Raw genomic sequence first — 24,988 nt, 5'->3', positions numbered from 1 at the left:
CTTTCTACTCAACGAAACGCCCCGTTTCCTTACACCGTATCGGCTCCTCAACGTGGCATCATCTCGTCCCACATTTACTTAGGAAAGGCACTCCTTCAACCAAGACAAAATTCACTTGTCCAGGGCTGGAACCCGCAGCTGCACCAACATCGCCTCAAGCGCAAGCAAAGGCGGAACATTGGCAGCAATTCTCTCTCGTGCCGCCATAATCGCGTCCATCGCAGCAAGCAACCACTCTGCTTTTACTGCCTGAGAGAGAGCGATCACATCAGAACGAAGATCCTCATTAACAAGAGAAACCGGTTCGCCCATCGCAACCACGAAAGCATCCCGATAAATGGACTGAAGATCAATCAGTGAGCGATCGATAACATCCCGATTCCGGCGTGTAGCCCGAGTTTTCTGTTCTTTTTCCAGCGCGTTCACCTGCGCACGAACATGCGCAGGCTGCGTACGCGCAGCGGGATCAGCACCAAGCGTAACCAACAACTTCTCTTTTTCACGACGATCACGCTCACCCCCATCTGCGCCAGCCTCGTCTGTAGCAATCGACGCCAAATCAGCCGCAGCGCTAATCGCGTCAGCAACACTATGAATTCGGGTAGCCATCTTCACCGTCTCACGACGCCGAGTCCGCGCACCCTCATCCCGCGCCAAACGCCGCGCCAACCCAATATGCGACTGAGCAGCACGCGCCGCATCCGCAGCAAGCACCGGGTCCACACCATCACGCCGCACAAGAAGCTCCGCCACCGCCCCCACCGGTGGAGTGCGCAAACGAACATGCCTACTGCGCGAACGCAACGTCACAATCACGTCCTCAAGAGAAGGCGCACACAAAACCCACACCGTCGCCGGACCAGGCTCCTCAATAGCCTTCAAAAGCGCATCTGCCGCACGCTCAGTAAGCCGATCCGCGTCCTCAATCACCACAATTCGCCACTGCCCCACCGAGGGCAGATGCGCCGATTCATGAGCAAGATCACGCGCATCATGAACCTGGATAGTCAACCCCTCGGTCGCAACAACCTTCACATCCGCATGAGTGCCAGCAATCGCAGTGCGACATTCAACACACCCACCACACCCGCCATTAGGACATTGCAAAGCCGCAGCAAAAGCCCGAGCAGCATTAGAACGCCCAGAGCCAGGAGGCCCGGTAAAAAGCCACGCATGCGTCATAGCAGTCGGATCAACAACCGCCCGCTTCAAAACCTCAACCGCAGCCTCCTGCCCCACCAAGTCATCCCAAACAGTCACCCGCGCTCCCCCCGACGCTCACCCAACAGACTTTCCACACGGCCCAACACAGCATCAGCTATCTCATCAACAGGCGCAGCAGCATCAAGAACCAGATAACGCTGCGGCGCGCAGCGAGCACGCTCAAGAAACCCATCACGAACAGCCTGATGAAAACTATCCGGTTCCGCCTCAATCCGATCCCGGTCTCCCCCAAGACGAGCCGCACCCACCTGAGCAGACACATCCAAAAGAACCGTCACATCAGGCACCAAACCACCCGTGGCATACGCAACCAACCCGCGCAAATCCTCCACATCAAGGTCATCACGAGCCCCCTGATACGCAAAAGTCGAATCCACGTAGCGATCGCACACCACCACCGCCCCTGCAGCCAACGCAGGACGAATCACTGTCTGCACATGCTGCGCTCGATCAGCGGCGAACAACAACGCCTCCGCCGCAGGAGCGACCTCCTGCCCATGCAAAAGCACCTGACGAATCTGCGCCCCCACAGCAGTCCCACCAGGCTCACGAGTCGCAACAACGCGCTCCCCCCGCGCAGATAACGCCTCCACCAGACGCGCAACCTGCGTAGACTTCCCCGCTCCATCTCCACCTTCAAACACCACAAACAGCCCGCGGCCTACATCGCGTCCCGCGCCAACACAGCCCTGATCAGTCCCCATCGCCATGAAGGCCAGCCTAGTTGCGAACACCCCCAACAAAAGCTGCAGCCCCAGCCAAAAGGGACCGAAGCGCTATCCGCGCCTCGGTCCCTTCACAGCCAACAGTCACACCTCAGGCATACGTGTTGATGTTGCGCCCCACGTTGCCCTCGGTAGCCAGCGGCATCGAGCTAAGCAGCTGCACCGCAGTGGACGATTCACTGTCCATTGCCTTCTTGAGCAGGGAAACCTGGGCTTCCGAGTAGGTCGCCGCGGACCGCTGCATCATGATGCTTTGCGCCAGTGCGATGTCCATATCGTTGTCCTTCCCTCCGTAGCCACATCCGTCGTATCGGAGTAGCCACTACCCTCATCGGCATCCATCCCACCGCCGTGAGAAGTTCCGGACAGATGTCCCGAACACATCACCAGCACATCAACCCTGGCCAAGCACACTACGCGTCACAGCACTCTGCTCGGTCAACACACCAGAGATGACATTCTGCGCATCATTGATCTGCTCCACAGTCGACTTCACCTGCACCAACGCCTGAACCACCGACTGCGCGTCAGCCTGAATCGCCGACACCTTTGCTCCAACCTCTTCAGTCGCAGTACTCGTCTCGCGCGACAGTTCCTTCACCTCATTGGCGACCACTGCAAACCCCTTGCCGGCCTCACCCGCCCGAGCAGCCTCGATCGTGGCATTCAACGCCAAAAGATTCGTCTGCTCGGCAATCGATGTAATGGTGTTCATCACATTGCCGATCTCGTTCGACGACTGATTGAGATTAGCCACAATCCGGGATGCTTCATCGGTCAGCCGTTGCGCCTCAGCAGCGACATTCGAGGCTGCAACCACATTCCGCTCCACCTCCGTGATCGAACTCAAAAGCTCCTCACCAGCGTCCTTCGTGCGATCCGCATCACGAATACGCTCCAACGCACTCGAAACAAGGAACGCCGTATTACGCAACGCCGAGGCCCGATCCTCCGTAAGATCAACATCCTTGGTCGTGAAGAAGTCCATCGTCCCGATGACCTCACCCTCAACAATGATGGGAAGAGACACACCCGACTTCACCCCCGCACGCTGCGCCGCAGGAGCACGCACACAGTCAGTCACCAAACCCAAATCAGGTTCAAACACCAGATCACGCGTACTCCACGTACGACCAGCCACTCCCACCCCGCGCGCAAAACTCGCTTTACGCGTCACCTCACGGAACTCTTCACCTGCAGAACCCGACTCGTACTTGTTCTTCAACGTATTGTCAGCAGAATCCACCTCCCAATACGAGCCATACTCCCAACCAAACTGCGCCCGCACCGTGTCAAGAGTTGCCCGAATCGTCTCCCGCTCACTCGAAGACTCATTCGTTTTCTTCACCACCGCATTGATAGCGGCCATATCACTTTGCATCTCCACCCGACGCTCAGAATCCAACACCCGCTCCAACGCCTGTGACACCAACTTGGCCACACAACGCAACACCTGCAGCCGCACCAACCCCGGCGTATGTTCCTCATCAGCCATAAAATCCATCGTCGCCACGATCTGCCCCTCCCTAAACAACGGGAACGCCACCGCCGACCTCACACCACTCTCATACGCAATCTGCGCACGCGGACAATCACTCACCACACGCAAATCCGGTTCAAAAATCAACTCACGCTGACTCCACGCACGCCCCGCCAACCCACTCCCCGAAGAAAACGCCGCCCCCCGCGTCACCGGGGCGAACCGATCCGACAAACTCCCCGACTCCATCCGAAGCTTCAAAACCTTCTCTTTCGGATCTATCACCCACACCGACCCGTATAACAAATGGAAACTGTCACGAATCGTTTCCAACGCCACCCGGAAAACATCATCACCGCTACGCGCACCAGCAACCTTGTCCACCAAGATCTGCAGAGCTTCAACATATCCACGTAGCTCTTCTTCATGTGTATCTGTCTGCAGGGACACACGCGTCCCAGCCGCTCTGCCGAAGATCACGGTGAACTCCATTCACGCAAGGATCACAAAACAGATCGACAACCCTGCGCCGATCTACCTCGACAGATCGACCGCACCCACCCAGTCTTTAAAACACACAAACACAAGCTGGCCCAGAGCGAACTACACCCCGGGCCAGCTAAGAAACATCAGGCTTTCTTAGGAGCAGCTTTCTTTGTGGTTGTTTTCTTCGCGGTGGACTTCTTCGCCGGCGCTTTCTTCGCAGTAGTCCGCTTACGCGTCACCGGACCCTTAGCCCGCTTCTCCGCCAACAACTCAAAACCACGCTCAGCAGTGATCGTTTCCGGATCATCGCCACTACGCAACGTCGCATTGGTCTCCCCATCAGTCACATACGGACCAAAACGACCCTCCTTGACCACTACGTTCTTACCCGTCACCGGATCAGGACCAAGATCAGCAATCGGAGGCCTAGCCGCCGCGCGCCCCCGCCGCTTGGGCTGCGCGTACAAAGCCAACGCCTCTTCCAACGTCACTGTGAAGATCTGATCCTCCGTATCCAAAGAACGAGAATCCTTCTCCTTCTTCAGATACGGCCCGTAGCGGCCATTCTGCGCCGTGATCTCCTCGCCACTATCCGGATCGACACCAACCACCCTCGGCAAAGACAACAACTTCAACGCCTCATCAAGGCTCACCGTCGCCAAATTCATCGACCGGAACAAACTCGCTGTCCGTGGCTTAGGCTGCTTAGACTTCGGGGTACCCTCTTCAGGCTCAGGCAAAATCTCACTCACGTACGGGCCAAACCGGCCAGACTTCGCCACAATCATGTGACCCGTCTGCGGATCCTTGCCTAGCTCCCTGCCATCATCAGCAGCCAACTCCAACAACTCACGCGCTTTCTGCGGAGTCATCTCATCCGGAGCGATGTCATCATTCACCGTGGCGCGACGTCCCCGCTTCGAGGAATCCCCCTCCCCCGAAGCGCCGTCAACTGGCTCTCCATCTGCAGAGGCAACTTCTTCTACGTACGGGCCGTACCGCCCCACACGCACCACCATGCCCTCACCGAGATCAATGGTCGAAATTCCTTTCGCATCAATCTCGCCAAGGTTCGCAACTAGCTCCGCCAACCCTTCATGCGGCTCACGGTCATCCGAAACCGCACCATCGTTGCCGAAATAGAACTGCGTTAGCCACTCAACCCGACCCTCATCGCCACTAGCAATAGCATCGAGGTCTTCCTCCATCCGCGCCGTGAACTGATAGTCCACCAGCGTCGGAAAATGCTCCTCCAACAGTCGCGTCACCGCAAACGCCAACCACGTAGGAACCAAAGCCTGACCACGACTATTGACATAGCCACGATCCTGGATCGTCGCTACAGTCGCCGCATACGTCGATGGGCGCCCAATGCCCAGCTCCTCCATCGCCTTAACCAACGTAGCTTCGGTATACCTCGCAGGCGGGTTTGTCTGATGCCCCTCAGCTTGAGCATCAGCACAATCCAACTCAACGCCCTCACCCAACTTCGGCAAACGACGCTCCGCGCTGTGCTCAACAGCCCCCCGACGGTCCTCATCCCGGCCCTCCTCATAAGCAGCCAAAAACCCCCGGAACGTAATCACTGTTCCACTAGCCGAAAACTCCGCCGATTCAACAGACTCGCCAGCAACCTCAACATCAGCAACCGGCACCGACACCCGCAACGAAGCCGTTGACCCACGAGCATCAGCCATCTGTGAAGCGACCGTCCGCTTCCAAATCAGCTCATACAGAGCAAAATCCTCACCCGTCAACTGCCCCGCCACCTGAGCAGGAGTACGGAAAACATCACCCGCTGGACGAATCGCCTCGTGCGCCTCCTGCGCGTTCTTCACCTTTTTCTCATACCGACGCGGCTTATCCGGAACGAACTCAGCCCCATACATATCCCGCGCCTGACCACGCGCAGCAGACAACGCCGACTCCGACAACGTCGTCGAATCCGTACGCATATACGTGATGTAGCCGTTCTCATACAGCCGCTGCGCAACCCGCATCGCATTACGGCTACTCAAGCGCAACTTACGCCCCGCCTCCTGCTGCAAAGTCGACGTCGTGAACGGCGCCGCAGGACGACGCGTATACGGCTTCTCCTGAACTGAAGTCACCGTCCCCACACCACCGGAAACCGCAGACGCAATAGCCTGAGCCTCTACCTCACCCAAATGACGAACACCCTTGCCCGTCAGCTCACCGGCATCAGAAAAATCACGCCCCGAAGCCACCCGAACGCCACCCACGCCCGTCAACTTCGCCGTGAAATCCTCCCCACCACCCGAACGCGTCACAAAACGCGCAGACGCATCCCAATAATTCGCCACCACAAACGCCATACGCTCACGTTCACGCTCAACCACCAAACGCGTCGACACCGACTGGACACGCCCAGCAGACAGCCCCGGACGCACCTTGCGCCACAACACCGGCGAAACCTCATACCCGTACAAGCGATCCAAAATCCGACGCGACTCCTGCGCATCCACCAAGTCATGATCAAGATCACGCGTGTTCTGCACAGCCTTCGTAATCGCATCCTTGGTGATCTCATGGAACACCATGCGCTTAACCGGAACCTTCGGCTTCAGCACCTCCAACAAGTGCCACGCAATCGCTTCGCCCTCCCGATCCTCATCGGTAGCGAGATACAACTCATCAGCAGAGCGCAACAACCGCTTCAGCTCCGCAACCTTCGTCTTCTTCTCCGAAGACACCACGTAATACGGAGCAAAACCATTCTCTACATCGACCGCGAACTTCCCGAACGGCCCTTTCTTCTCCGCAGGCGGCAACTGACTCGGCGTCGGCAAATCGCGAATGTGCCCCACCGAGGCCTCAACCTCGAAACCAGCACCGAGATACCCGGCGATCGTCTTCGCCTTAGCAGGCGACTCCACGATGACCAACTTGGTCCCAGACTCAGCCACGATCCACTTCCCACTTCCCGCAGAAACTTCTCACGAACACTTCAGGTCTTCTCACAAACACATCAAGACACAACACACGCGCCCCCGGACGAAACAACGCCACGACTAATCAACGCGCAACGACCGTAACGCCTTCGCACCCCCGCAGACACTGCGGCGACACGCTCACAAACCACACAACTGCACTCACAGTAGAGCGCATACACCGCACAAACACGTCAAGACAGACGCAGAAAACCACCTGCCACAAGCTCACGCACCACCGGCAACGCCTCAGAACACACCTGTTCCACAGACTCATCCATCAAAGCCGCAATCGCTACTAGTGACTGTCGCAACGTCAAATCACCATCAGCCACATCCACCACCGCACACACTTGCGGCGAAACACCCAACGCACGACGCAACGATCCTCCCTGACGCACCACAATCGCCGCAGGGTCACCACAACCAGGCAACATGTGCTTCTCAATCGTCACATCGCCAGCAACCTTCAAACGCACCTCCAACAAAGCCTCATCATCCAACTCCGCCAAACGCGCACGGACCGCCAAACCATCCCGCACCGACTCCCCCATCGGCAACGACACCGGCCCACGCACCTCCACCAAATCCCGGAATGGTTCACGCTCACGCACAGAACGAGCCAACATCACCACCCCAAAACCAATCCCCTCCACGCCACGCTGAGCAAAATCTTCCAACCACGCCGAATACAACGACTCATACTGATACGAGCCGGGAACAAGCCCACCATCACGCGCCCACGTTGAGGCATACTCCGCCGGATCCTGCACGTCTCTTTGCACCACCCACGCATCCAGCCCCGTCCCAGCCAACCACTCCTGCAGCCGATCCGACCACACCTGACCTTGTGGAATCTCCCAATTCCCAATGAAATGAGCAACCCCACCCGGATTCAAAAAATCACCAACCTGCCCCACCAATGTCTTCATCACCGAATCCCCCGCCAAACCACCATCCCGATACTCAAATACCGGCACCCCAGCCACCCTCGGCGTAATCACATACGGCGGATTACACACCACCAAATCGAACCGCTCCCCCTCCACCGGCTCAAACAACGAACCACAGCGCACATCCCACTCAACACCAGCCAAAGCCGCCGTAAAACGCGCAAACGCCAACGCCCGCTCCGACACATCCGTCACCACCACCTCATCGGCATGCGCACCCAAATGCAACGCCTGCACCCCACTACCCGTCCCCAAATCCAAAGCACGACCAACCCGCGGACGCGACGTCCACTGCGCCAACGTCACCGACGCGCCACCGACACCCACCACATGATCCGTAGCCAACGGCCCAGACCCCAAAGCACCAGTCACATCCGAAACCACCCACCACACATTCTCCTCGTCACCATACGGACGAAGGTCCACCCCTGCCTGCAACGCCGCACCCGCACGACGCACCAACCCCAACCGAAGCAAGCCATCCCCACCAACAGAAGGAAGAGCAGCGTCAACCTCTGCGAAATCCACCTCCATACCCAACGTAAATAACCGCACGACCACACCCGTGGCGCCACCACATTCACGAGTCTTCAACTCCGCAGGCAACACCTCACCACGCCGCAACGCAGCCGAAGCCATCGTCCCCAAATATGACTCCACGCCCTCAACCGTGAAATCACACGCCAACAAATCAGCGCGCAAAGCAACAACCAACTCAGGAACGACAACCGGCGGAACAAAACTCATGCACACAGTTCACCACGGCTCACCCCACCCTCACCTACCACTCATGCACGACCTCCCTCCGTCGGACGATGACGCCCCTGCGCATCCAACGACGGCAACGCCCTGCTCTTAACCAATTCCTGCGCCACTACCCGCAACTTCAAATTCAGATCCTGTGAATACCGCCGAAGCACCGAAAAAGCGGCCTCCTCATCCAGCCCAAACCGCTCCATCAAAATGCCCTGGGCTAAACCGATCACATGCCGCCCAGCCATCGCCTCACGAAGCCCCTCCTCTGTTTTCGTCGCAGCAATCGCAACCGAGGCTTGCGAGGCCAGTCTTGCCCCGACTACACCATGAGACTCCCCAAAAGCACCAGGAACCGAGTGATAGAGATTCAGCGCTCCCAAAGTTCCATTCAACGTCGCCAACCGCAGCGACAACACGCTTCGGATACCCAACTGCGCCAACCCACGACACCACGGCTCCCACCGCGGATCCGTCAACGTATCGACAATCAAATACACAGCCTCATCACCGATGGCCTCCAAACACGGCCCCGACTCCAAATCCAGCTGCAACCGATCAGCCTGAGAAGCCAACTCATCATCAGCCTCCGCAGCCTCTACATGACGTTTAACAACCAACATTGCGCCACCACGCTCAGCTTCAACGACCTCCCGGATCGTCTCCAAAGCGGTGCGCAACGCCCCTCTTGTGCCGTCCGCCGACGAAAGTTCCAACGCAAACTCAGCGAAATCGAAAGTGCCCATACCTGAAAAGAGACTCCTGATGCACTGCGCAAACCGCAGTCTGTGCCTTCGTGACACGGTCTCCTGCACCCGGCCACCTACGGGCACCGACGGAAAGCAACAGCCGAAACACCAGTCGCGGCTCTGCGCACACCAGTCGCAGCCCTACGCCCGGCCACAAAAACAGCCCGACAGGCACGAGGAGAACTCCCTCATCACGAAGCGGGAGTGGCACAGAGGCTTGACCACTCAAATCAATAGCCGTCGAACGGTCATACACTCGACACCGCACGAACGAATGAGAAAAAACACACGCTCCACACACTGCCGCAACGCTGGAATTCCAACGTAAACAGACCAACTGGCCACCGGCGACGACCAGCACCACCAGACACGACGACCAACGAAGTTTACGATTCGGTAGCCGACAGCACCAAGCGGCCACCAAAATCGCACCCCAAAACACCACCCACATTCGCTGCCTCAGCAGCTTCTCTGCCTCGTCTCACAAAGAAAACATCTGACTCAAACGTCCCCACCAACCACAGTTCATCCCCGGCTCCAACTCAGCGAACACCTGCCCGCGCTTCAGCTCGGGCCTGATAAAAACCAAAACGCGGCAATGAACCAGACAAGTTAACGACAGCTGTCACCGCCACCTCTTTCCCACTCACCCGGCAGGAAGACAGACGCGCATCATTCTTCTGAGCAATACTGCGACCTCGACGGCACGCATCGGCTCCAGAACCACCAAGAACAAGAGACTTAGCCGCCCCTACAGCAGCAAGATCCGCAGCGGCAGTCGCACGATGCGAAGCAATGACGGCAGCGCCAACCACCACCCAAGCCAAAAACACCGTGATAACTAATCCAACAATCCCAAGGACGAGAACCGTGCCTGAGCCACGATCCCGTGCATCAACAGCAGCTTTCCTCGACGATTGAGTCAGCATCGAATTCACACCTGACCCAGCCACGAAATATCAGTAGGAAGAGCTGCCGAGCCGAGACGACGACCAGAAATACCTACCGATTCATCTGGAGCGCTGGCGCTAGCACCAGCGCGAAGCTGCTGAACCCATGCGACACGAGCGGGAGCAGTAACAGTCACCCGCATTTCTTTGCCTCGCGCAACACTGATACGAGATCCCGTCGGCGCAGTTTGTTCAGCTAGGCGAACAGCCACAGCTGCGTTGTCGCCACGCGCCAGAGCACGCGCGCCAGAACGGGCGGCATCAATGCATCGCACCTGATCCATAAGAACACCGAGCAGGACCGCAACCACGGTAACGAGAATCATCACGGCGGGTGTGGCCAACGCCAGTTCAGCGGTGCTGTAACCAGCATCGCGTTGATTTGTGTGGTTGAGGTCCTGCGCGGTGCTTTTCATCGGTTAATTCACTTGCCCTTGGATTTGATAGCGCCGGTAATTACTTTCTGCAGCTCCGCCTGGATAGTTCCGGACTTGACAATGGCCAGGAGAACACCGGCGAATGCAACGGCAGCGAGGATGCCGACGGCGTATTCAGCGGTGGTCATGCCTGCGTCATCGCGGTTGCGGAAGCGTTCGACGGTGCAGTGGACGTAGGTAGTGACCGTGGCAGCGCTAGTGGCCATGGCCTGGTCGAGACGGGAGCGGATCGTGGTGGTCTCGGCAGGTGCGAGGGTCATGGTGTTCTCCTGATATGGGTTGTGCAGCGGTGGCCGCGGAATTTTCTTGTGCCCAACGCGATGGGCACAAAGTCCATGGTTGGTTGCGCGGGGCGTTGGGAGGTTGGGCTTAGTTGTCTCTGGGGATAGCGGGGCGGGTTGTGCACATCCGAAGGCGCTGGAGAGCCTTAATGGCTGAGGACGTCTCCGGTGATGGCGATGACGATGGGGACGACCGTGGTGAAGATGAAGGCGGGAAGAAAGGCAAGCCCCAAGGGGAGAACAACTCGGACTGCGAGTTTGGCGGTGGCTAGTTCTAGGCGGGCTTGCTCGGCTTGTCGAAGGTCATCGGCAACGCGCAAGAGAAGGTCTGCCGGGGCGACGCCTGCGCGGCGAGCCAGGAGGAAAGCGCGAGCAACGGGAGTCCAAGCCTCAGGCAGCGCTGCCCACGCTTCGCGATCAGGCACTCCCCAACGGAGAGCTGAAGCCACAGAGAGTAGGTGAGCACCAATCGCATCGTGTTGTCTGGTGCCGACCGCTTCGAGGGATTCGATGACTCCTTTGCCGCTACGTAGAGTCATGGCAAGGAGCAGGACAGTACCTGCGAGTGCGTCGGCACCAACTGGGGGTGCTGTGTTCTGGGTGGTTTGGGTGTGACGCGCGAGGGCTTGTAAGTGGCGGTTGTGGGTGGGCCAGGCGAGGAGGGCTAAGGCGGTGAGGGTGGCGATGACGAGGGTCATGTGAGTACCGGTCCTGCAAGCGTGTGGGTGATGAGGTGGTTGACCCAGGTGCGGCCGATAAGGATGAGGATGATGCCAGCTGCCAGGGCTGCCCAGACGAGGGGGTTAGTGCTGTAGACGTGGAGAAGGTCCACGCCCAGGAGCAGGCCTAGCAGGGGTCCTGTTGCGGGTAAGAGGGTAAGAAGTGTCATCGTGGCTTTGGCGCCGGCGATGGCTGAGCGTGTGCGTTCGCGTTGGTCGCGGCGGTCGCGCAGTACGCGGGTAGCGGTGTGGGCTGCCTCGGCCAGGGGGGTTCCTGTTTCTTCGGAGAGAGACCAGGCTCGGGCCAGGAGTGCTAGTTCAGGGTTGTTGATGCGGCGTGCGGCTTCGCTCCAGCCTGCGGCGAGGCCTTCTCCCATACGTGCGCGGTGTTCGACGGTGGTCAGGGCGTTACCGAGTTTGCCGGTGATGCCTTCTCTGGCTAGTGCCAGGGCTGCTGCTGGTGGTAGGCCTGCGCGAAGGGCTCAGCTGAGTGCTTCAACAACGTTGAGGAGGTCTTTTTCGATTCCCGTGTGACTGTCTCTATGACGTTGTTTTTTCCAGGCGGTGAAAGCGTGTCGCGGCGAGGTCGGGATGTGGTTGGGGTGGGTGTTGGTGGGATGTTGGGTGGGCCAGAGGGTGATGGCCGCTGCGGTGAGCAGCGCGGGTATCCAGGCAGAGATCATGGGGTTCTCCTGAGCCAGGTGGGGTTGGTGAGGGGTATTGCTGGGGTTGGACGTTGGGGTCGTGAGGTGGGCGCTGCCGGGGTGGGGGGTGTGGGAGTGGCGGGTGTCTCAGGCAGCGGTGTAGGGGTGAGGTGTTCGGCAAGGAGTTCTTGCAGGAGGGTCCAGCCTGGTTCTTGGGCTCCGCGGGGCGTGTGGGGGGTGGGGTGTTGGTTGGGGGTGTCGCTCAGGTGGGGGTTGCGTAGCGCAGTGCGGACGTGGAGTTCGTCGTTTTCGGTGTGGAGGAGGCCGATGCTTTCGACGATGCGGTGGGTAGGTGTGCGGCGTAGGTGAATGACAACGGACAGGGCTGATCCGAGCTGGGCGCGGACGGCAGCTGGGGTCATTCCGGCAAGTGCGCCGAGTGCTTCGAAGCGGGTGATGACGTCGTGGGCGCTGTTGGCGTGGATGGTGCCGCTGCCTCCTTCGTGCCCGGTATTGAGTGCGGTGAGCATTTCGCGGACTTCGGCGCCGCGGACTTCACCGACGACGAGGCGGTCGGGGCGCATGCGCAGGGATTGGCGGACAAGGGCGACCATATCGACGGCGCCGGCGCCTTCAACGTTGGCTGGGCGGGCTTGCATGCGTACGACGTGGGGGTGATGGACGGCTAGTTCGCGGACGTCTTCGACGACGAGAATGCGTTCGTCGGGCCGAGCTTGGGCCAGGAGTGAGGCGAGGATGGTTGTTTTTCCGGTGCCGGTGCCGCCGGAAACGACGAAGGAACAGCGAGCAGCGACGATGGCGCGCAGGATGTCGGCCCATTCAGGTGGCATAGATCCGAGGGCTACGAGGCGTTCAAGGGAGACTACGTCGGCGCGGGGGATGCGCAGGCTGATGTGTGCGGCAGAGTCGACGAGGGGAGGTAGGACGGCGTGGAGTCGGATTCCGCCGGGCAGGAGGCCGTCGACGTATGGGCTGGCTTCGTCGAGGCGGCGGTCGGCTAGACCGGCAAGGCGCACTGCCAGTCGGCGGACTGCGTCAGGGTCGCCGATCTCTATGTCGGTGGTTTCGAGGCCGTTTCCTCGGTCGATCCATACGGTGTCGGTGCCGTTGACGAGGATGTCGGTGACGCCGGGCGTGGTCAGGAGGGGTTCGAGGGGGCCAAGTCCGAGGGTGGCGGCCCGTAGGGCGTCTCGGGTGCGGGCGGCGCCCTGTTCTCCTAGCAGGCGGCTTTCGTCGTGGGCGACGGCGTCGACACGTGCGGCTGTGGGGCCTCGGCCGGCGCGGATGTGGTTCCAGATGCTGGTGGATGTGGTGGGGGCGCTCATGTGGCTAGGTGTCCTTGGGTGAGAAGGGTGCTCAGGAGATGGTTTGCTGCTTTGGCGAGGTGTCCTCGTTGTCCTGGTGGTTCGCCGTGGAGGAGGTCGCGGTTGCAGCGGGGGTCGTCGGTGACGCGGGCAGCTAGGGCTAGTCCGAGGGTGGATTGGACGGTTTCGGGTAGGTGGGTGGCTCCTTTAGGGGTGCGTTGGGCTAGCCACCAGGTGGGGCCGGTTTCAGGGGCTGTGTGGGTGATGGCTGTTGCTGCGGCGAGGGATTGAGGGCTGTGGCCGACGAGCAGGACGATGTGGTCGGCTCCGTGCCAGGGGCGGGGGTCAAGGGTGGTGGTGTGGCAGGTGGTGTCGTCGGTGGGTGGTGCTGGGCGGGGGCGGCCGGCGTCGATGAGAACGAGGTCGGTTCCGGTGGTGAGTGCTTCGAGGGTGGTGTGGTCGGCTTCCTCTGGGATGTCGGTGATGAGGTCGTTGGAGTGAGAGAGCACCCAGATGTTTTTTTCGTTGGGCAGTTCGCGCATGAGGAGGTCGGCAGGTAGGTGGCCATGTGCGCCGAGCAGATCGGGCCAGCGTGCGCCGGGCAGGTGGTCGAGCCCGAAGATAGTGTCTAGGCCGCCTCCTGCTGTGTCACGGTCGATGCAGGCGACACGGTATCCGGCGGCGGAAGCGGCGACGGCGGTGGCGGCGAGGAGGCATGAGGTGCCGATGCCGCCGGAGGCGCCGGTGAAGGCGATGGTGGGTGCTTTTCCGCTCATGTCGTCATCGTGTCGGCATGAGGGTGGGCAGCGGTGTTGGTTGAGTGGGGTTTGTGGATTGTGGGGCGGGCAGGTGGGGTGTTGTGGATAGACGGCGGTTTTGCGGTGTTTTTCCCGGTAAATGGGTGAGTCCCCGCTGGGGGGACAGCGGGGACTCACCAAGGAACGCGCCTAGCCCCGGGGGGGGAGGAGCTGGTGCGCCGCGCTACGACCCGAAGGGAGCGCTGCATTTATTGTGTCGAGCTTGGCGACGGTATGCAACGGGGCGCGGAAAAAAGTTTGCATGAACCTGTAACGCCTTGGCAGTTACCTGACCCTGTCGTTGCTTCTTCCTTACTACTGTCGAGAATACCGTTGTGATCTGGGGATTTTCCTTTTTTTCTTGTTTTTTAGTGACGGATATCTACCGCCGAAACACGTGAATCTACTGACGCAACATCAACACGCATTTATTTTTGCGCAAATAAATGTCACCGTCGTCCAGGCCGAGTCACAGAGCAGCCCGCGCAGCATCAGCAACCCGACCCCCCTCAGCAGCACCGTGAGCAATAGCGTGACAACAGTGCTGCACCCAAACCACAACACCATCCATGTCACCCCTATCTCTAGAGCGCGCATACGCCGCAGCAGCCGCGAAATAGTCATCCACCCCCATCGCGAAATGCCCAGCCTCAGGCACCACTGCACGCGTGGAATCCACATGACGCGAACGCAACAACAATCGCTCCAACGCCCGCCCAAGAAGCCCATTCGCACATGGAAACGGCCTAGAGCGCAGCACCTCACCATGCACAAGCGCCGCCAACAACACCGGCGACGCAACCCCTTGCCGAAACTCATTAAGCAGCGCAAATAAACTAGCGCGCGCATCATCAGCCTCCGGCTCACGACCTAACGCGCCAAGCAACTCACTGCACCCCTCCCCCGCCACCCGCGTACGACCAACCTGCCCCACCGCAAGCGCATTACCCGCCACCGCATGCAACCGCGCCACCGCCTGACGCGGCGCACCCTCAAATTTGCTATCCAACCGGTCAACCTCAGCCGTCAAAGCAATCGCCGCACGAGTAACCCGATTCGACGGGTCGGTAGTAGGAGGCCACAACGCCCCCGGAGCCGACAACTGCCGAACCCGATCCACAGAAGCACGACCTTCAGAAAGCGCAGCCGACCCATGCGCACCACGAACACGCGACTCAAACATGATCTCCGGTAAATGTCGGCGCAAACCTTCATGAAACCGAAGCCGCGAACACGCACCAGCTGCCTGGGCCACCTGGGAACGCAACTCAGGCAGCGAAGCTGCCTCTGCAACAAGTAGGGGGATCTGCGACACGTTTAGACCCTAACGCCGTGGTTCGGCGGGCTATTCTCGCTCTCACGTGCAACGAGGCGCGTGAAAAGTGTCACAAGCAAGACGAAACACACTGTCCTGCAACGACACCTATCCGGCGTGCCTGCGTTGTGTCATCCGACCTCGTCGAGGCACACCGGCGACACACAACACCCCGGTCGCCTCACGGACATAGGAGAACCCAGTGGCAACCGAGGCACCCAACGCCCACGCAAACCTCTACCGACAGGCAGAAAACGACTTTGAGGCGTTTTGGGCACAGCAAGCCCGAACCTTCATCACCTGGCACAAAGACTTCGAAAACGTCCTCGACTGGAGCAACCCACCATTTGCCCAATGGTTCAGCGATGGTGAACTCAACGTTTCTTACAACTGCCTAGACCGACACATCGAAGCTGGCAACGCAGACCGCATCGCCATCCACTTCATCGGCGAACCCGGCGACACCCGCGACATCACCTACGGCGACCTCAAAAACGAAGTATGCAAGGCCGCCAACACACTCACCAGCCTAGGAATCGGCAAAGGCGACGTCGTGGCTATCTACCTGCCCATGATTCCCGAAGCCATCATCACCATGCTGGCCTGCGCCCGACTCGGCGCACCTCACACAGTCGTCTTCGGCGGCTTTCCAGCGACGCACTCCGATCTCGAATCGCCGATGCCGGAGCAAAAGTCGTAGTTACCGCCGACGCAGGGTTCCGCCGCGGAAAACCCAGCCCACTCAAACCCGCCGTAGACGAAGCACTCACGGGCGAAACAACTGTCGAGAAAGTCCTCGTCGTCAACCGCTGCGACACCAACATTGACATGCAAGAAAACCGCGACCTGTGGTGGCACGAAACAGTCACAACAGCCTCCACCGACTGCGAACCCACCTGGGTTCCCTCCGAACATCCCCTCTACATCCTCTACACCTCCGGCACCACGGGAAAACCTAAAGGCATCTTCCACACCAGCGGCGGATACCTCACCCAATGCGCCTACACCTCAGCCATCGTCCACGACATCCACCCAGGTACAGACGTGTACTGGTGCACCGCCGACATCGGCTGGGTCACCGGCCACTCATACCTCACCTACGGCCCTCTAGCCCTAGGGGCCACACAAGTCATGTACGAAGGAACCCCCGACACCCCACACCAAGGGCGCTGGTGGCAAATCATCCAGGACTACAAAGTCACCATCCTCTACACCGCACCAACAGCAGTACGTGCAGCCATGAAATGGGGGGACGACATCCCCTCCGCTTTCGACCTTTCCAGCATTCGTCTTCTAGGCAGCGTCGGCGAACCAATCAACCCAGAAGCATGGCGTTGGTACCGCGAACACATCGGCGCAAACACAGCCCCCATCGTCGATACATGGTGGCAAACAGAAACCGGCGCCATCATGATCTCTCCCCTGCCCGGCATCACCACCCTGGAACCAGGTAGCGCCCAACACCCCATCCCCGGCATCGAAGTAAAGATCCTCGACGACATGGCCCAACCCGTTGAAGACGGAACCCAAGGATTCCTCGTCATCACCAAACCGTGGCCATCCATGGCCCGCGGAATCTGGGGAGATACACAGCGCTATATCGATACCTACTGGTCACGTTTTGAAGGTATGTACTTCGCCGGAGATGGAGCTAAGAAAGACGCCAACGGAAACATCTGGATTCTTGGCCGCGTCGACGACGTCATGAACGTCTCCGGACACCGACTCTCCACTTCTGAGATTGAGTCGGCTTTAGTCAGCCATGACGCAGTGGCAGAAGCTGCCGTAGTCGGAGCCACAGACGAGATGACCGGTCAGGCTGTCGTCGCATTCGTAATCTTGCGCGCAGGGGTAGATGGATCGGACGAAAAGAGTCTCGTTGAGCAGCTGCGCGCGCACGTGGGCAAAGAAATCGGCGCAATCGCAAAACCGAAATCGATCATGGTGGTTTCTGAACTGCCAAAAACACGCTCAGGAAAAATCATGCGTCGACTGCTGCGCGATGTGGCAGAGAACCGCGAAGTCGGTGACGTCACGACTCTGGCAGATTCCTCCGTGATGGAGTTCATCAGCACCAACATGCGCTCACGATCACAGTAAGCACACTTTGGTAAGCACTGTTGCAGAAGGAGTGAGCAGGCATGAACAACGCTCATGCCTGCTCACTCCTTCTGCAACGGCAGCTTCACGAATTGATCGGCCGTTCACGCAGCACCGGAATGTGTTCTCCGCTCCACACCGCATCAGGGTCAGAGAGCGCAGTGATGACTGGACGCAGCCCCATCCACCATTGTTCTTTGGGCCTGCGATTAACGACATCGAGATGTTCCATGATGCGGTCCAGACGGTTAAGACGAACTTCACCTTCAATCAACCCGACGCAACGGCCTTCGTGACGACCTGCTGAGAGCTGCTCGACAATGTCGCGGATTGCTCCCCCAATGAGCCGGGCAGCAAGAATACGGTCATTGCTAGATGGGCTGCCGCCTTGCTGAATGTGACCAAGGACAGCAGTGCGAACGTCATAGAGACCGTGTGCTTCTTGCTCAAACAAACGGGCCATGAAATCAGCTGTGTAGCGTTCGTTAGCACGTTCGTTGCGGATTGCTAGGAAGAGACGTCGTCCGTCTTTGAAAGCGGCATTCATGTGTTTAACGTCGCGGGTGAGGTCATCAAGAGTGACTCCTTCTTCGTGAAGGTAGACACGCTCAGCACCCGTAGCAATGCCTGCCATGAGAGCCAGATAACCGCATTTACGGCCCATGGTTTCGGTGACGAAGCAACGCTGCGAGGCGGTGCCGGATTCTTTGATGGCATCGAGTGCCCAGATAGCGCGGTTTAGGGCAGAGTCTGAACCAATTGAGAGTTCAGAGAAAGGCAGATTGTTATCGATGCTGGCTGGCACGCACATGATCGGGATGGCGAGTGCTGGGTAGCGTTCGGATTCGGTGAGCATGCGGTGGGCAGTGAGATAGGCGTTGTATCCACCGATAAGCATGAGGGCATCGACATCATGCTTTTCCAGGGTGCGGGAGATGGCGTAGAGGTGTTCAAGGTCAGGCACCATGCGTCGGACACCAAGTTCAGCGCCTCCAAGACCAACCCATGAATCGACGTCAGCCCAGGAACGTTCATGGATGTCATCATCGAGCAGACCAGGCACACCGCCGGTAATTCCTAGAACGGTCAGCCCGCGCTGCATGCCTAACCGGACAGCGGCTCGGGCGGCAGCGTTCATGCCAGGAGCGAGGCCACCAATGTGCATGATGGCTAGGCGTTTTCCATAGCCGGGCCGGTCTTCACGAGGGCCGTCTTCAGGGCGCGAGAGACGACGGAACAGTTCGACGCCTTCGAGGAATTCGGTTCCGCGGGCACGAACGGCGTCGCTGTAGTTGCCTGCGGCAACAGTGGCTGCGATGTTGCCGGTGGCCGTGACGGCTTCGACAAGGTCGATGCGGGCGATGCGCCCTGATCGGACTCCGATGATGTGGGCAGGTTGGTCAGGGGTTGCTTCGAGGACTTCTTGTGCAGCGGCGTAGCCAAGCAGGGTGGACATCCATCGGTCGTAGGCGCTGGGGGTTCCGCCTCGTTGAACGTGTCCGAGGATGGTGATTTTTGCGTCTTCGCCTGTTGTGTCGTGGATTGCGGCTTGGACGCGCTCGCAGGTGATGGGGGTGCCGTCGCGTTCTTGGGCTCCTTCTGCGACAAGGATGAGGCTGTCGCGACGGCCTGCGGCACGGCCGTCGCGAATTTTTGTGGCGAGGTCGTTTTCCCATCCGGGTTCAGGTGGTGCTTCAGGGACGAAGACGTAGTCGCAGCCACCGGCGATGGCGGCAAAGAGAGGCAGGTAGCCGCAGTGGCGACCCATGACTTCGATGACGAAGGTGCGTTGATGGCTGGCAGCGGTGGAGGAGATCGCATCGATGGCTTCGAGGATGCGGTGCATGGCGGAGTCAGCACCGATGGTCATGTCGCTGCCGATGAGGTCGTTGTCGATGGAGCCGACCAGGCCAGCGACCATGAGTGCGGGGTGTGCTTTTGCGGTGCTTTGGTCGATTTCTCCGGCGGCGAGGAGTTCTTCGAGTAGTTCGGGCCAGTGGTGGCGGAATGCGTGTGTTCCGGCGAGTGATCCGTCGCCGCCGATGGCGACGATGCGGTCGATGCCCAGTTGTAGGAGGTTCTTGGCGGCGCGGCGCATACCTTCTCGGGTGCGGAAGTCGGCTGAGCGTGCGGTGCCGATGATGGTGCCGCCTTTGGCGAGGGTGCCGCCGACGTCGTCCCATTGGATGGGGGTGATGGTGCCTTCGACTGCGCCTTGGTATCCCTCCCAGATGGCGTAAACCTCAGCGCCGGCGTGGATGGCGGTACGGACTACAGCCCGGACGGCAGCGTTCATGCCTTGGGCGTCTCCCCCGCTGGTGAGGATGGCGATGCGGCAAGGGGTGTCGGTGTGGGGGTCGTGTTGGTTTGTGTTCACTGCTATCTCGTTCCGCTGCGGCGTGGACCGGGTGTTGTCTGGTTTCTATGTTCTCTTGTGCAGGTGGAGTTAGACGGGTATTTGTGCGGTGGGGGCGCGCGGGGTGTTGGGGTTTGGGTGTTGGGGCGAGTCTTGTTGTGTCTGAGGAGGGGCACTGTGTGTGGGATGGCGGGTCCATGTACTCGCCGGAGGTGGTTTGACTCGTTATTGTCAGTATTGATCAGACTTGTATGCAGACGCTTCGGTTCGTCCGCTTGACGTCCCTCGCAGAGTTGTGCGCCCGGGCTCCTACGGATCGATGGAACTGCACCGATTGGCTCACAAACGAGGAGACACTATATGCCCACTAATATTCCCCCCACTGAGAAGCCTGAGGCGTCGCGTCCGGCGGACCCGTCGCTGGGGCGTCTCATTAATTCTGCACTGGAGGATGTATCCAGCCTGGTGCGTAGTGAGATCGAGTTGGCCAAGCTCGAGATCACGAAAGATTTGAAGAAAGCTGTTGTCGGTGCGGCGATGTTCATCGTCGCAGCCGTGTTTGCTGTGTTCGGGTTGGTGTTTTTGCTGCACACCCTTGCGCTGGCTTTGGTTGCGTTGGGGCTGGCTCCGTGGCTGGGATACCTGATCGTCACGTTGTTGTTGTTTGGTGCGGCCGCTGGAGTGGCGTTCATCGGTAAGTCGAAGGTCTCTGAGGTGAACCCGACGCCTAAGCGCGCGGTGGCGACAACGAAGGACACGCTGGACTCTTTGAAGCGTTCGAAGTCCGGTGAGGCCACTGCTGCGGTGCGTCGTCAGGATGCGTTTGCTTCGGGTGCGACTTCTTCTTTCACTGCGCGATTGGAGAACGCTTCTTCCTCGCCTGAGATCCGCCACTGAATGGGAGCTGTTCCGTAGTGCATTCAGGATCGTGACCCAGCTGTCTGATCCGTTGTAACACGGCCCGCCAACCAAAAGGTTGGCGGGCCGTGGGCGTTGTTGAGGGGTGAGCTGACTCCGTTGGTTTTCTGTCTACTTAAGCGTGCGGGTTTAGTTTTGGCTGTGTTTTTGGACGAATATCTAGTTCGTACATACATGTAAAAGGCTTGGTTCTGCAGATTTTCTGCAGAACCAAGCCTTTAGCGACCGTTAGGTAACGGCTCAGAAGTCCCAGTCGTCGTCGGTGGTGTCGACAGCTTTACCCATGACGTAGGACGATCCCGATCCAGAGAAGAAATCGTGGTTTTCGTCAGCATTGGGGGAAAGCGCGGCCAGGATTGACGGTGAGACAGCGGTCGCGCTCGGCGGGAACAGCGCCTCATAGCCAAGGTTCATGAGCGCTTTGTTGGCGTTGTAGCGCATGAACATTTTGACGTCTTCGGTGAATCCGATTTCGTCGTACATGGACTCAGCGTAGGACTCTTCGTTGTCGTAGAGCTCGTTGAGCAGGTCGAACGTGTATTCCTTGATTTCATCGCGTCGTGCCTGGTCTGCCTCTTTTAGTGCCTGCTGGCACTTGTACCCGATGTAGAAGCCGTGGACGGCTTCATCACGGATGATGAGGCGGATGAGGTCTGCGGTGTTTGTCAGCTTGGCGCGGCTGCTCCAGTACATGGGGGTGTAGAACCCGGAGTAGAAGAGGAACGATTCCAGCATGACGGAGCAGACTTTGCGCTTCTCGGCGTCGTCTCCGTAGTAATAGTCGAGGATGATCTGGGCTTTGCGTTGGAGGTGCTCGTTTTCTTCGCTCCAGCGGAAGGCCTGGTCGATCTCTTCGGTGGAGATCAAGGTGGAGAAGATCGAGCTGTAGCTCTTGGCGTGCACGGATTCCATGAAGGCGAAGTTGGTGAAAACTGCTTCTTCATGGGGGGTGCGGGAGTCGGGGATCATGGCCACGGCGCCAACGGTGCCCTGGATGGTGTCGAGCAGGGTGAGCCCGGTGAAGACGCGGGTGGTCATGACCTGTTCTTGGGGGGTGAGAGTGCGCCAGGAGGGGATGTCGTTGCTGAGCGGCACCTTCTCTGGCAGCCAGAAGTTACCGGTGACGCGGTCCCAGACTTCCTGGTCGAGTTGGTCTTCGATGCGGTTCCAGTTGATGGCGTGGATGCCGCGGTCGAGGGTGAGTTTGCGTGTCATGTGCGGTTCCAATCGGTTGCAGGCGGCGGGTCAGAGCATGCAGCTGACGCAGCCGTCAACTTCGGTTCCTTGGAGGGCGAGCTGGCGCAGACGGATGTAGTAGAGGGTTTTGATGCCTTTACGCCAGGCGTAGATCTGCGCTTTGTTGATGTCACGGGTGGTGACGGTGTCGGGGAAGAACAGGGTGAGGGATAGGCCCTGGTCAACGTGCTGGGTGGCTTCAGCGTAGGTGTCGATGATTTTTTCGGGGCCGATTTCGTAGGCGTCGGCGTAGAACTCGAGGTTGTCGTTGGTCATGTAGGGCGCGGGATAGTAGACGCGACCGATTTTGCCTTCTTTGCGGATTTCCACTTTGGCGACGATGGGGTGAATCGAGCTGGTGGAGTGGTTGATGTAGCTGATCGACCCGGTGGGTGGAACGGCTTGGAGGTTTTGGTTGTAGAGGCCGTGTTTGGCGACCAGATCGGCGAGTTCTTTCCAGTCTTGGGGTGTGGGGATGTGGATTCCGGAGTCGGCGAAGAGCTGGGCGACGCGGGGGGTGCGGGGCGTCCATTCTTTGTCGATGTATTTGCGGAAGTATTCGCCGCTGGCGTAGGCGGAGCGTTCGAATCCTTCGAATGTGATGTTGCGTTCTTGGGCGATGCGGCAGGAGGCTGCGATGGCGTGGAAGGTCACCGTGTAGAAGTACATGTTGGTGAAGTCCAGGCCTTCTTCGGAGCCGTAGTGGATTCGCTCGCGGGCCAGGTAGCCGTGCAGGTTCATTTGGCCTAGGCCGATGGCGTGGCTTTGGGCGTTGCCTTTTTCGATGCTGGGTGCGCAGGCGATGTTGGAGTGGTCGCTGACTGCGGTGAGGGCACGGACTGCGGTGTCGATGGTGCCTGCGAAGTCAGGGGAGTCCATGGTTTTTGCGATGTTCAGGGACCCGAGGTTGCAGGAGATGTCTTTGCCGATTTCCTGGTAGCTGAGGTCTTCGTTGTAGGTGGAGGGTGTGGAGACCTGGAGGATTTCGGAGCAGAGGTTGGACATGGTGACGCGGCCGTCGATGGGGTTGGCGGCGTTGACGGTGTCTTCGAAGAGGATGTAGGGGTATCCGGATTCGAACTGGATTTCTGCGAGTACCTGGAAGAAGCGGCGGGCGCTAATTTTGCGTTTGCTGATGCGGGAGTCGTTCACCATTTCGCGGTATTTCTCGGTGACGCTAATCTCGCTGAAGGCTTTCCCGTAGACGCGTTCTACGTCGTAGGGGCTGAAGAGGTACATGTCTTCGTTGTTGCGGGCCAGTTCGAAGGTGATGTCGGGGATGACGACACCCAGGGAGAGGGTTTTGATGCGGATTTTCTCGTCAGCGTTCTCGCGCTTGGTGTCTAGGAAGGTGAGGATGTCGGGGTGGTGGGCGTTGAGGTATACGGCGCCAGCGCCTTGGCGTGCGCCGAGTTGGTTGGCATAGGAGAAGGAGTCCTCGAGGAGTTTCATGACGGGCACGACGCCGGAGGACTGGTTTTCGACGCGTTTGATCGGTGCGCCGGATTCGCGGAGGTTGGTCAGGCTTAGTGCGACACCGCCACCGCGTTTGGATAGTTGCAGTGAGGAGTTGATAGCCCGGGCGATTGACTCCATGTTGTCTTCGACGCGCAGGAGGAAGCAGGAGACCAGTTCTCCGCGCTGGGCTTTTCCAGCGTTGAGGAAGGTGGGGGTTGCGGGCTGGAAACGGCCGGTGAGGATTTCGTCGACGATGCGGGGGGCGAGCTCACGGTTTCCGTCGGCGAGGGTCAGGGCGACCATGCAGACGCGGTCTTCGTAGCGTTCGAGGTAGCGGGTGCCGTCGAAGGTTTTGAGTGTGTAGGACGTGTAGTACTTGAACGCGCCCATGAAGGTGGGGAACCGGAATTTGGCGTCGTAGGCGCGTTTGAAGAGGGATTTGATGAATTCGAAGTCGTATTGCTCGAGGACGCCAGCTTCGTAGTAGCCGTTTTCGACGAGGTAGTCGAGTTTTTCTTGGAGTGAGTGGAAGAAGACGGTGTTTTGGTTGACGTGCTGGAGGAAGTACTGGCGGGCTGCTTGTTTGTCTGCGTCGAACTGGATTTTGCCGTGCTCGTCGTAGAGGTTGAGCATGGCATTGAGGGCGTGGTAGTCGGCGGCGGTAGATGAGACGGACTCGGAGCCGGTGTCGGTCAGGAGGGTGGAGGTCATTGTGCGCGCAGCCTTTCGCGGACTTTCTCGACGTCGTCGGGTGTGCCCATGAGTTCGAATCTGTACAGGAGTGGGATGTGGCATTTGGCGGCCACGATGTCACCGGCGAGGCCGTAGGCGACACCAAAGTTGGTGTTGCCTCCGGCGATCACCCCTCGGATGAGGTGTCGGTTGTGGGGGTCGTTGAGGAATTTGATGACTTGTTTGGGCACGGCACCGCCGTGACGGCCGCCTCCGTAGGTGGGCAGTACGAGAACGTACGGCTGTGTCACCTGAAGGTGAGGTTCACCGGGTCGTAGGGGGATGCGTTGTGCTGTGCATCCGAGTTTCTGCACGAATCGGTGTGTGTTCTCCGAGGTCGAGGAGAAATAGACCAGGTGGGTCGCCGGGGTGTCCGCGCCCGGTGCGGGCGCGTCCATG

The 24,988-nt window shown here is 59.2% G+C and carries 21 protein-coding genes and 1 pseudogene; 2 read left to right on the top strand and 20 right to left on the bottom strand.

Annotation, left to right across the window (positions count from 1 at the left end; all coding sequences use genetic code 11):
• Nucleotides 1-111: 111 nt before the first annotated feature.
• From CKV89_RS03135 to CKV89_RS11665, 16 genes are all read right to left on the bottom strand, one after another.
• Complete coding sequence (locus tag CKV89_RS03135) at nt 112-1,260, bottom strand: DNA polymerase III subunit delta' (protein WP_028327557.1); 1,149 nt, start codon at nt 1,258-1,260, stop codon at nt 112-114.
• On the bottom strand, nt 1,257-1,934 hold the full coding sequence (gene tmk, locus CKV89_RS03130; RefSeq protein WP_231935434.1) for a dTMP kinase: 678 nt from the start codon (nt 1,932-1,934) through the stop codon (nt 1,257-1,259). The genes CKV89_RS03135 and tmk overlap by 4 nt, the downstream gene beginning before the upstream one ends.
• Before the next feature lie 106 nt (nt 1,935-2,040).
• Nucleotides 2,041-2,223, bottom strand: a complete 183-nt coding sequence (locus CKV89_RS03125) for a putative motility protein (RefSeq protein WP_028327556.1) — start codon at nt 2,221-2,223, stop codon at nt 2,041-2,043.
• 120 nt (nt 2,224-2,343) lie between these two features.
• Nucleotides 2,344-3,921, bottom strand: a complete 1,578-nt coding sequence (locus CKV89_RS12485; protein WP_084441201.1) for a GAF domain-containing protein — start codon at nt 3,919-3,921, stop codon at nt 2,344-2,346.
• 137 nt (nt 3,922-4,058) lie between these two features.
• The gene (topA, locus tag CKV89_RS03115; protein WP_028327554.1) at nt 4,059-6,845 is read right to left on the bottom strand and encodes a type I DNA topoisomerase; all 2,787 of its coding nucleotides are present in this window, start codon (nt 6,843-6,845) and stop codon (nt 4,059-4,061) included.
• A gap of 215 nt (nt 6,846-7,060) precedes the next feature.
• On the bottom strand, nt 7,061-8,566 hold the full coding sequence (locus tag CKV89_RS03110; RefSeq protein WP_084441250.1) for a DUF7059 domain-containing protein: 1,506 nt from the start codon (nt 8,564-8,566) through the stop codon (nt 7,061-7,063).
• A 41-nt stretch (nt 8,567-8,607) separates the two neighbouring features.
• On the bottom strand, nt 8,608-9,318 hold the full coding sequence (locus tag CKV89_RS03105) for a GAF and ANTAR domain-containing protein (protein ID WP_051277643.1): 711 nt from the start codon (nt 9,316-9,318) through the stop codon (nt 8,608-8,610).
• Between the two features lie 545 nt (nt 9,319-9,863).
• A complete protein-coding gene (locus CKV89_RS03100; protein WP_084441200.1) occupies nt 9,864-10,250 on the bottom strand; it encodes an Rv3654c family TadE-like protein in 387 nt (128 codons plus the stop codon).
• Nucleotides 10,251-10,255: 5 nt separating this feature from the next.
• Entirely contained in the window at nt 10,256-10,687 is a 432-nt protein-coding gene (locus CKV89_RS11670; protein ID WP_154657677.1) for a TadE family type IV pilus minor pilin, read from the bottom strand.
• 8 nt (nt 10,688-10,695) lie between these two features.
• Nucleotides 10,696-10,968: a DUF4244 domain-containing protein gene (locus tag CKV89_RS12600; RefSeq protein ID WP_324603353.1), complete on the bottom strand. Its 273-nt coding sequence runs from the start codon at nt 10,966-10,968 to the stop codon at nt 10,696-10,698.
• 167 nt (nt 10,969-11,135) lie between these two features.
• Entirely contained in the window at nt 11,136-11,687 is a 552-nt protein-coding gene (locus tag CKV89_RS03090) for a type II secretion system F family protein (RefSeq protein WP_051277642.1), read from the bottom strand.
• A complete protein-coding gene (locus CKV89_RS03085; protein ID WP_231935472.1) occupies nt 11,684-12,136 on the bottom strand; it encodes a type II secretion system F family protein in 453 nt (150 codons plus the stop codon). Before CKV89_RS03085 ends, CKV89_RS03090 begins: the two co-directional genes overlap by 4 nt.
• Nucleotides 12,137-12,190: 54 nt before the next feature.
• Nucleotides 12,191-12,391 carry a hypothetical protein gene (locus CKV89_RS03080; protein ID WP_028327549.1) on the bottom strand — a complete coding sequence of 67 codons (201 nt, stop codon included), beginning with the start codon at nt 12,389-12,391 and terminating at the stop codon, nt 12,191-12,193.
• Entirely contained in the window at nt 12,388-13,698 is a 1,311-nt protein-coding gene (locus CKV89_RS03075) for a TadA family conjugal transfer-associated ATPase (protein ID WP_084441195.1), read from the bottom strand. The genes CKV89_RS03080 and CKV89_RS03075 overlap by 4 nt, the downstream gene beginning before the upstream one ends.
• Nucleotides 13,695-14,453, bottom strand: a complete 759-nt coding sequence (locus tag CKV89_RS03070) for a hypothetical protein (RefSeq protein WP_154657676.1) — start codon at nt 14,451-14,453, stop codon at nt 13,695-13,697. Before CKV89_RS03070 ends, CKV89_RS03075 begins: the two co-directional genes overlap by 4 nt.
• Nucleotides 14,454-14,943: 490 nt before the next feature.
• A complete protein-coding gene (locus tag CKV89_RS11665; protein WP_028327547.1) occupies nt 14,944-15,789 on the bottom strand; it encodes a Fic family protein in 846 nt (281 codons plus the stop codon).
• 202 nt (nt 15,790-15,991) lie between these two features.
• On the opposite strand from CKV89_RS11665, the pseudogene acs reads away from it, so the two are divergent.
• A pseudogene (acs, locus tag CKV89_RS03055) lies at nt 15,992-17,889 on the top strand (acetate--CoA ligase).
• Between the two features lie 85 nt (nt 17,890-17,974).
• Here the strand turns inward: acs and CKV89_RS03050 are convergent.
• Entirely contained in the window at nt 17,975-20,266 is a 2,292-nt protein-coding gene (locus tag CKV89_RS03050; protein WP_231935433.1) for a 6-phosphofructokinase, read from the bottom strand.
• A gap of 339 nt (nt 20,267-20,605) precedes the next feature.
• Here CKV89_RS03050 and CKV89_RS03045 point away from each other — a divergent pair, with 339 nt between their 5' ends.
• Nucleotides 20,606-21,142: a phage holin family protein gene (locus CKV89_RS03045; RefSeq protein ID WP_051277639.1), complete on the top strand. Its 537-nt coding sequence runs from the start codon at nt 20,606-20,608 to the stop codon at nt 21,140-21,142.
• A 261-nt stretch (nt 21,143-21,403) separates the two neighbouring features.
• Here the strand turns inward: CKV89_RS03045 and nrdF are convergent, their stop codons facing one another.
• The 3 genes from nrdF to nrdI are packed head-to-tail and all read right to left on the bottom strand — an operon-like array spanning nt 21,404 to nt 24,987.
• Complete coding sequence (gene nrdF / locus CKV89_RS03040) at nt 21,404-22,378, bottom strand: class 1b ribonucleoside-diphosphate reductase subunit beta (RefSeq protein WP_028327546.1); 975 nt, start codon at nt 22,376-22,378, stop codon at nt 21,404-21,406.
• A gap of 30 nt (nt 22,379-22,408) precedes the next feature.
• Nucleotides 22,409-24,568, bottom strand: a complete 2,160-nt coding sequence (nrdE, locus tag CKV89_RS03035) for a class 1b ribonucleoside-diphosphate reductase subunit alpha (RefSeq protein WP_028327545.1) — start codon at nt 24,566-24,568, stop codon at nt 22,409-22,411.
• On the bottom strand, nt 24,565-24,987 hold the full coding sequence (nrdI, locus tag CKV89_RS03030; RefSeq protein WP_051277638.1) for a class Ib ribonucleoside-diphosphate reductase assembly flavoprotein NrdI: 423 nt from the start codon (nt 24,985-24,987) through the stop codon (nt 24,565-24,567). The genes nrdE and nrdI overlap by 4 nt, the downstream gene beginning before the upstream one ends.
• Nucleotide 24,988: the final 1 nt, after the last annotated feature.

This window comes from Dermatophilus congolensis (genome assembly GCF_900187045.1).
In the GTDB taxonomy this organism is placed as follows: Bacteria; Actinomycetota; Actinomycetes; order Actinomycetales; family Dermatophilaceae; genus Dermatophilus; species Dermatophilus congolensis.
This window is presented reverse-complemented; position numbering and strand designations above follow the sequence as displayed.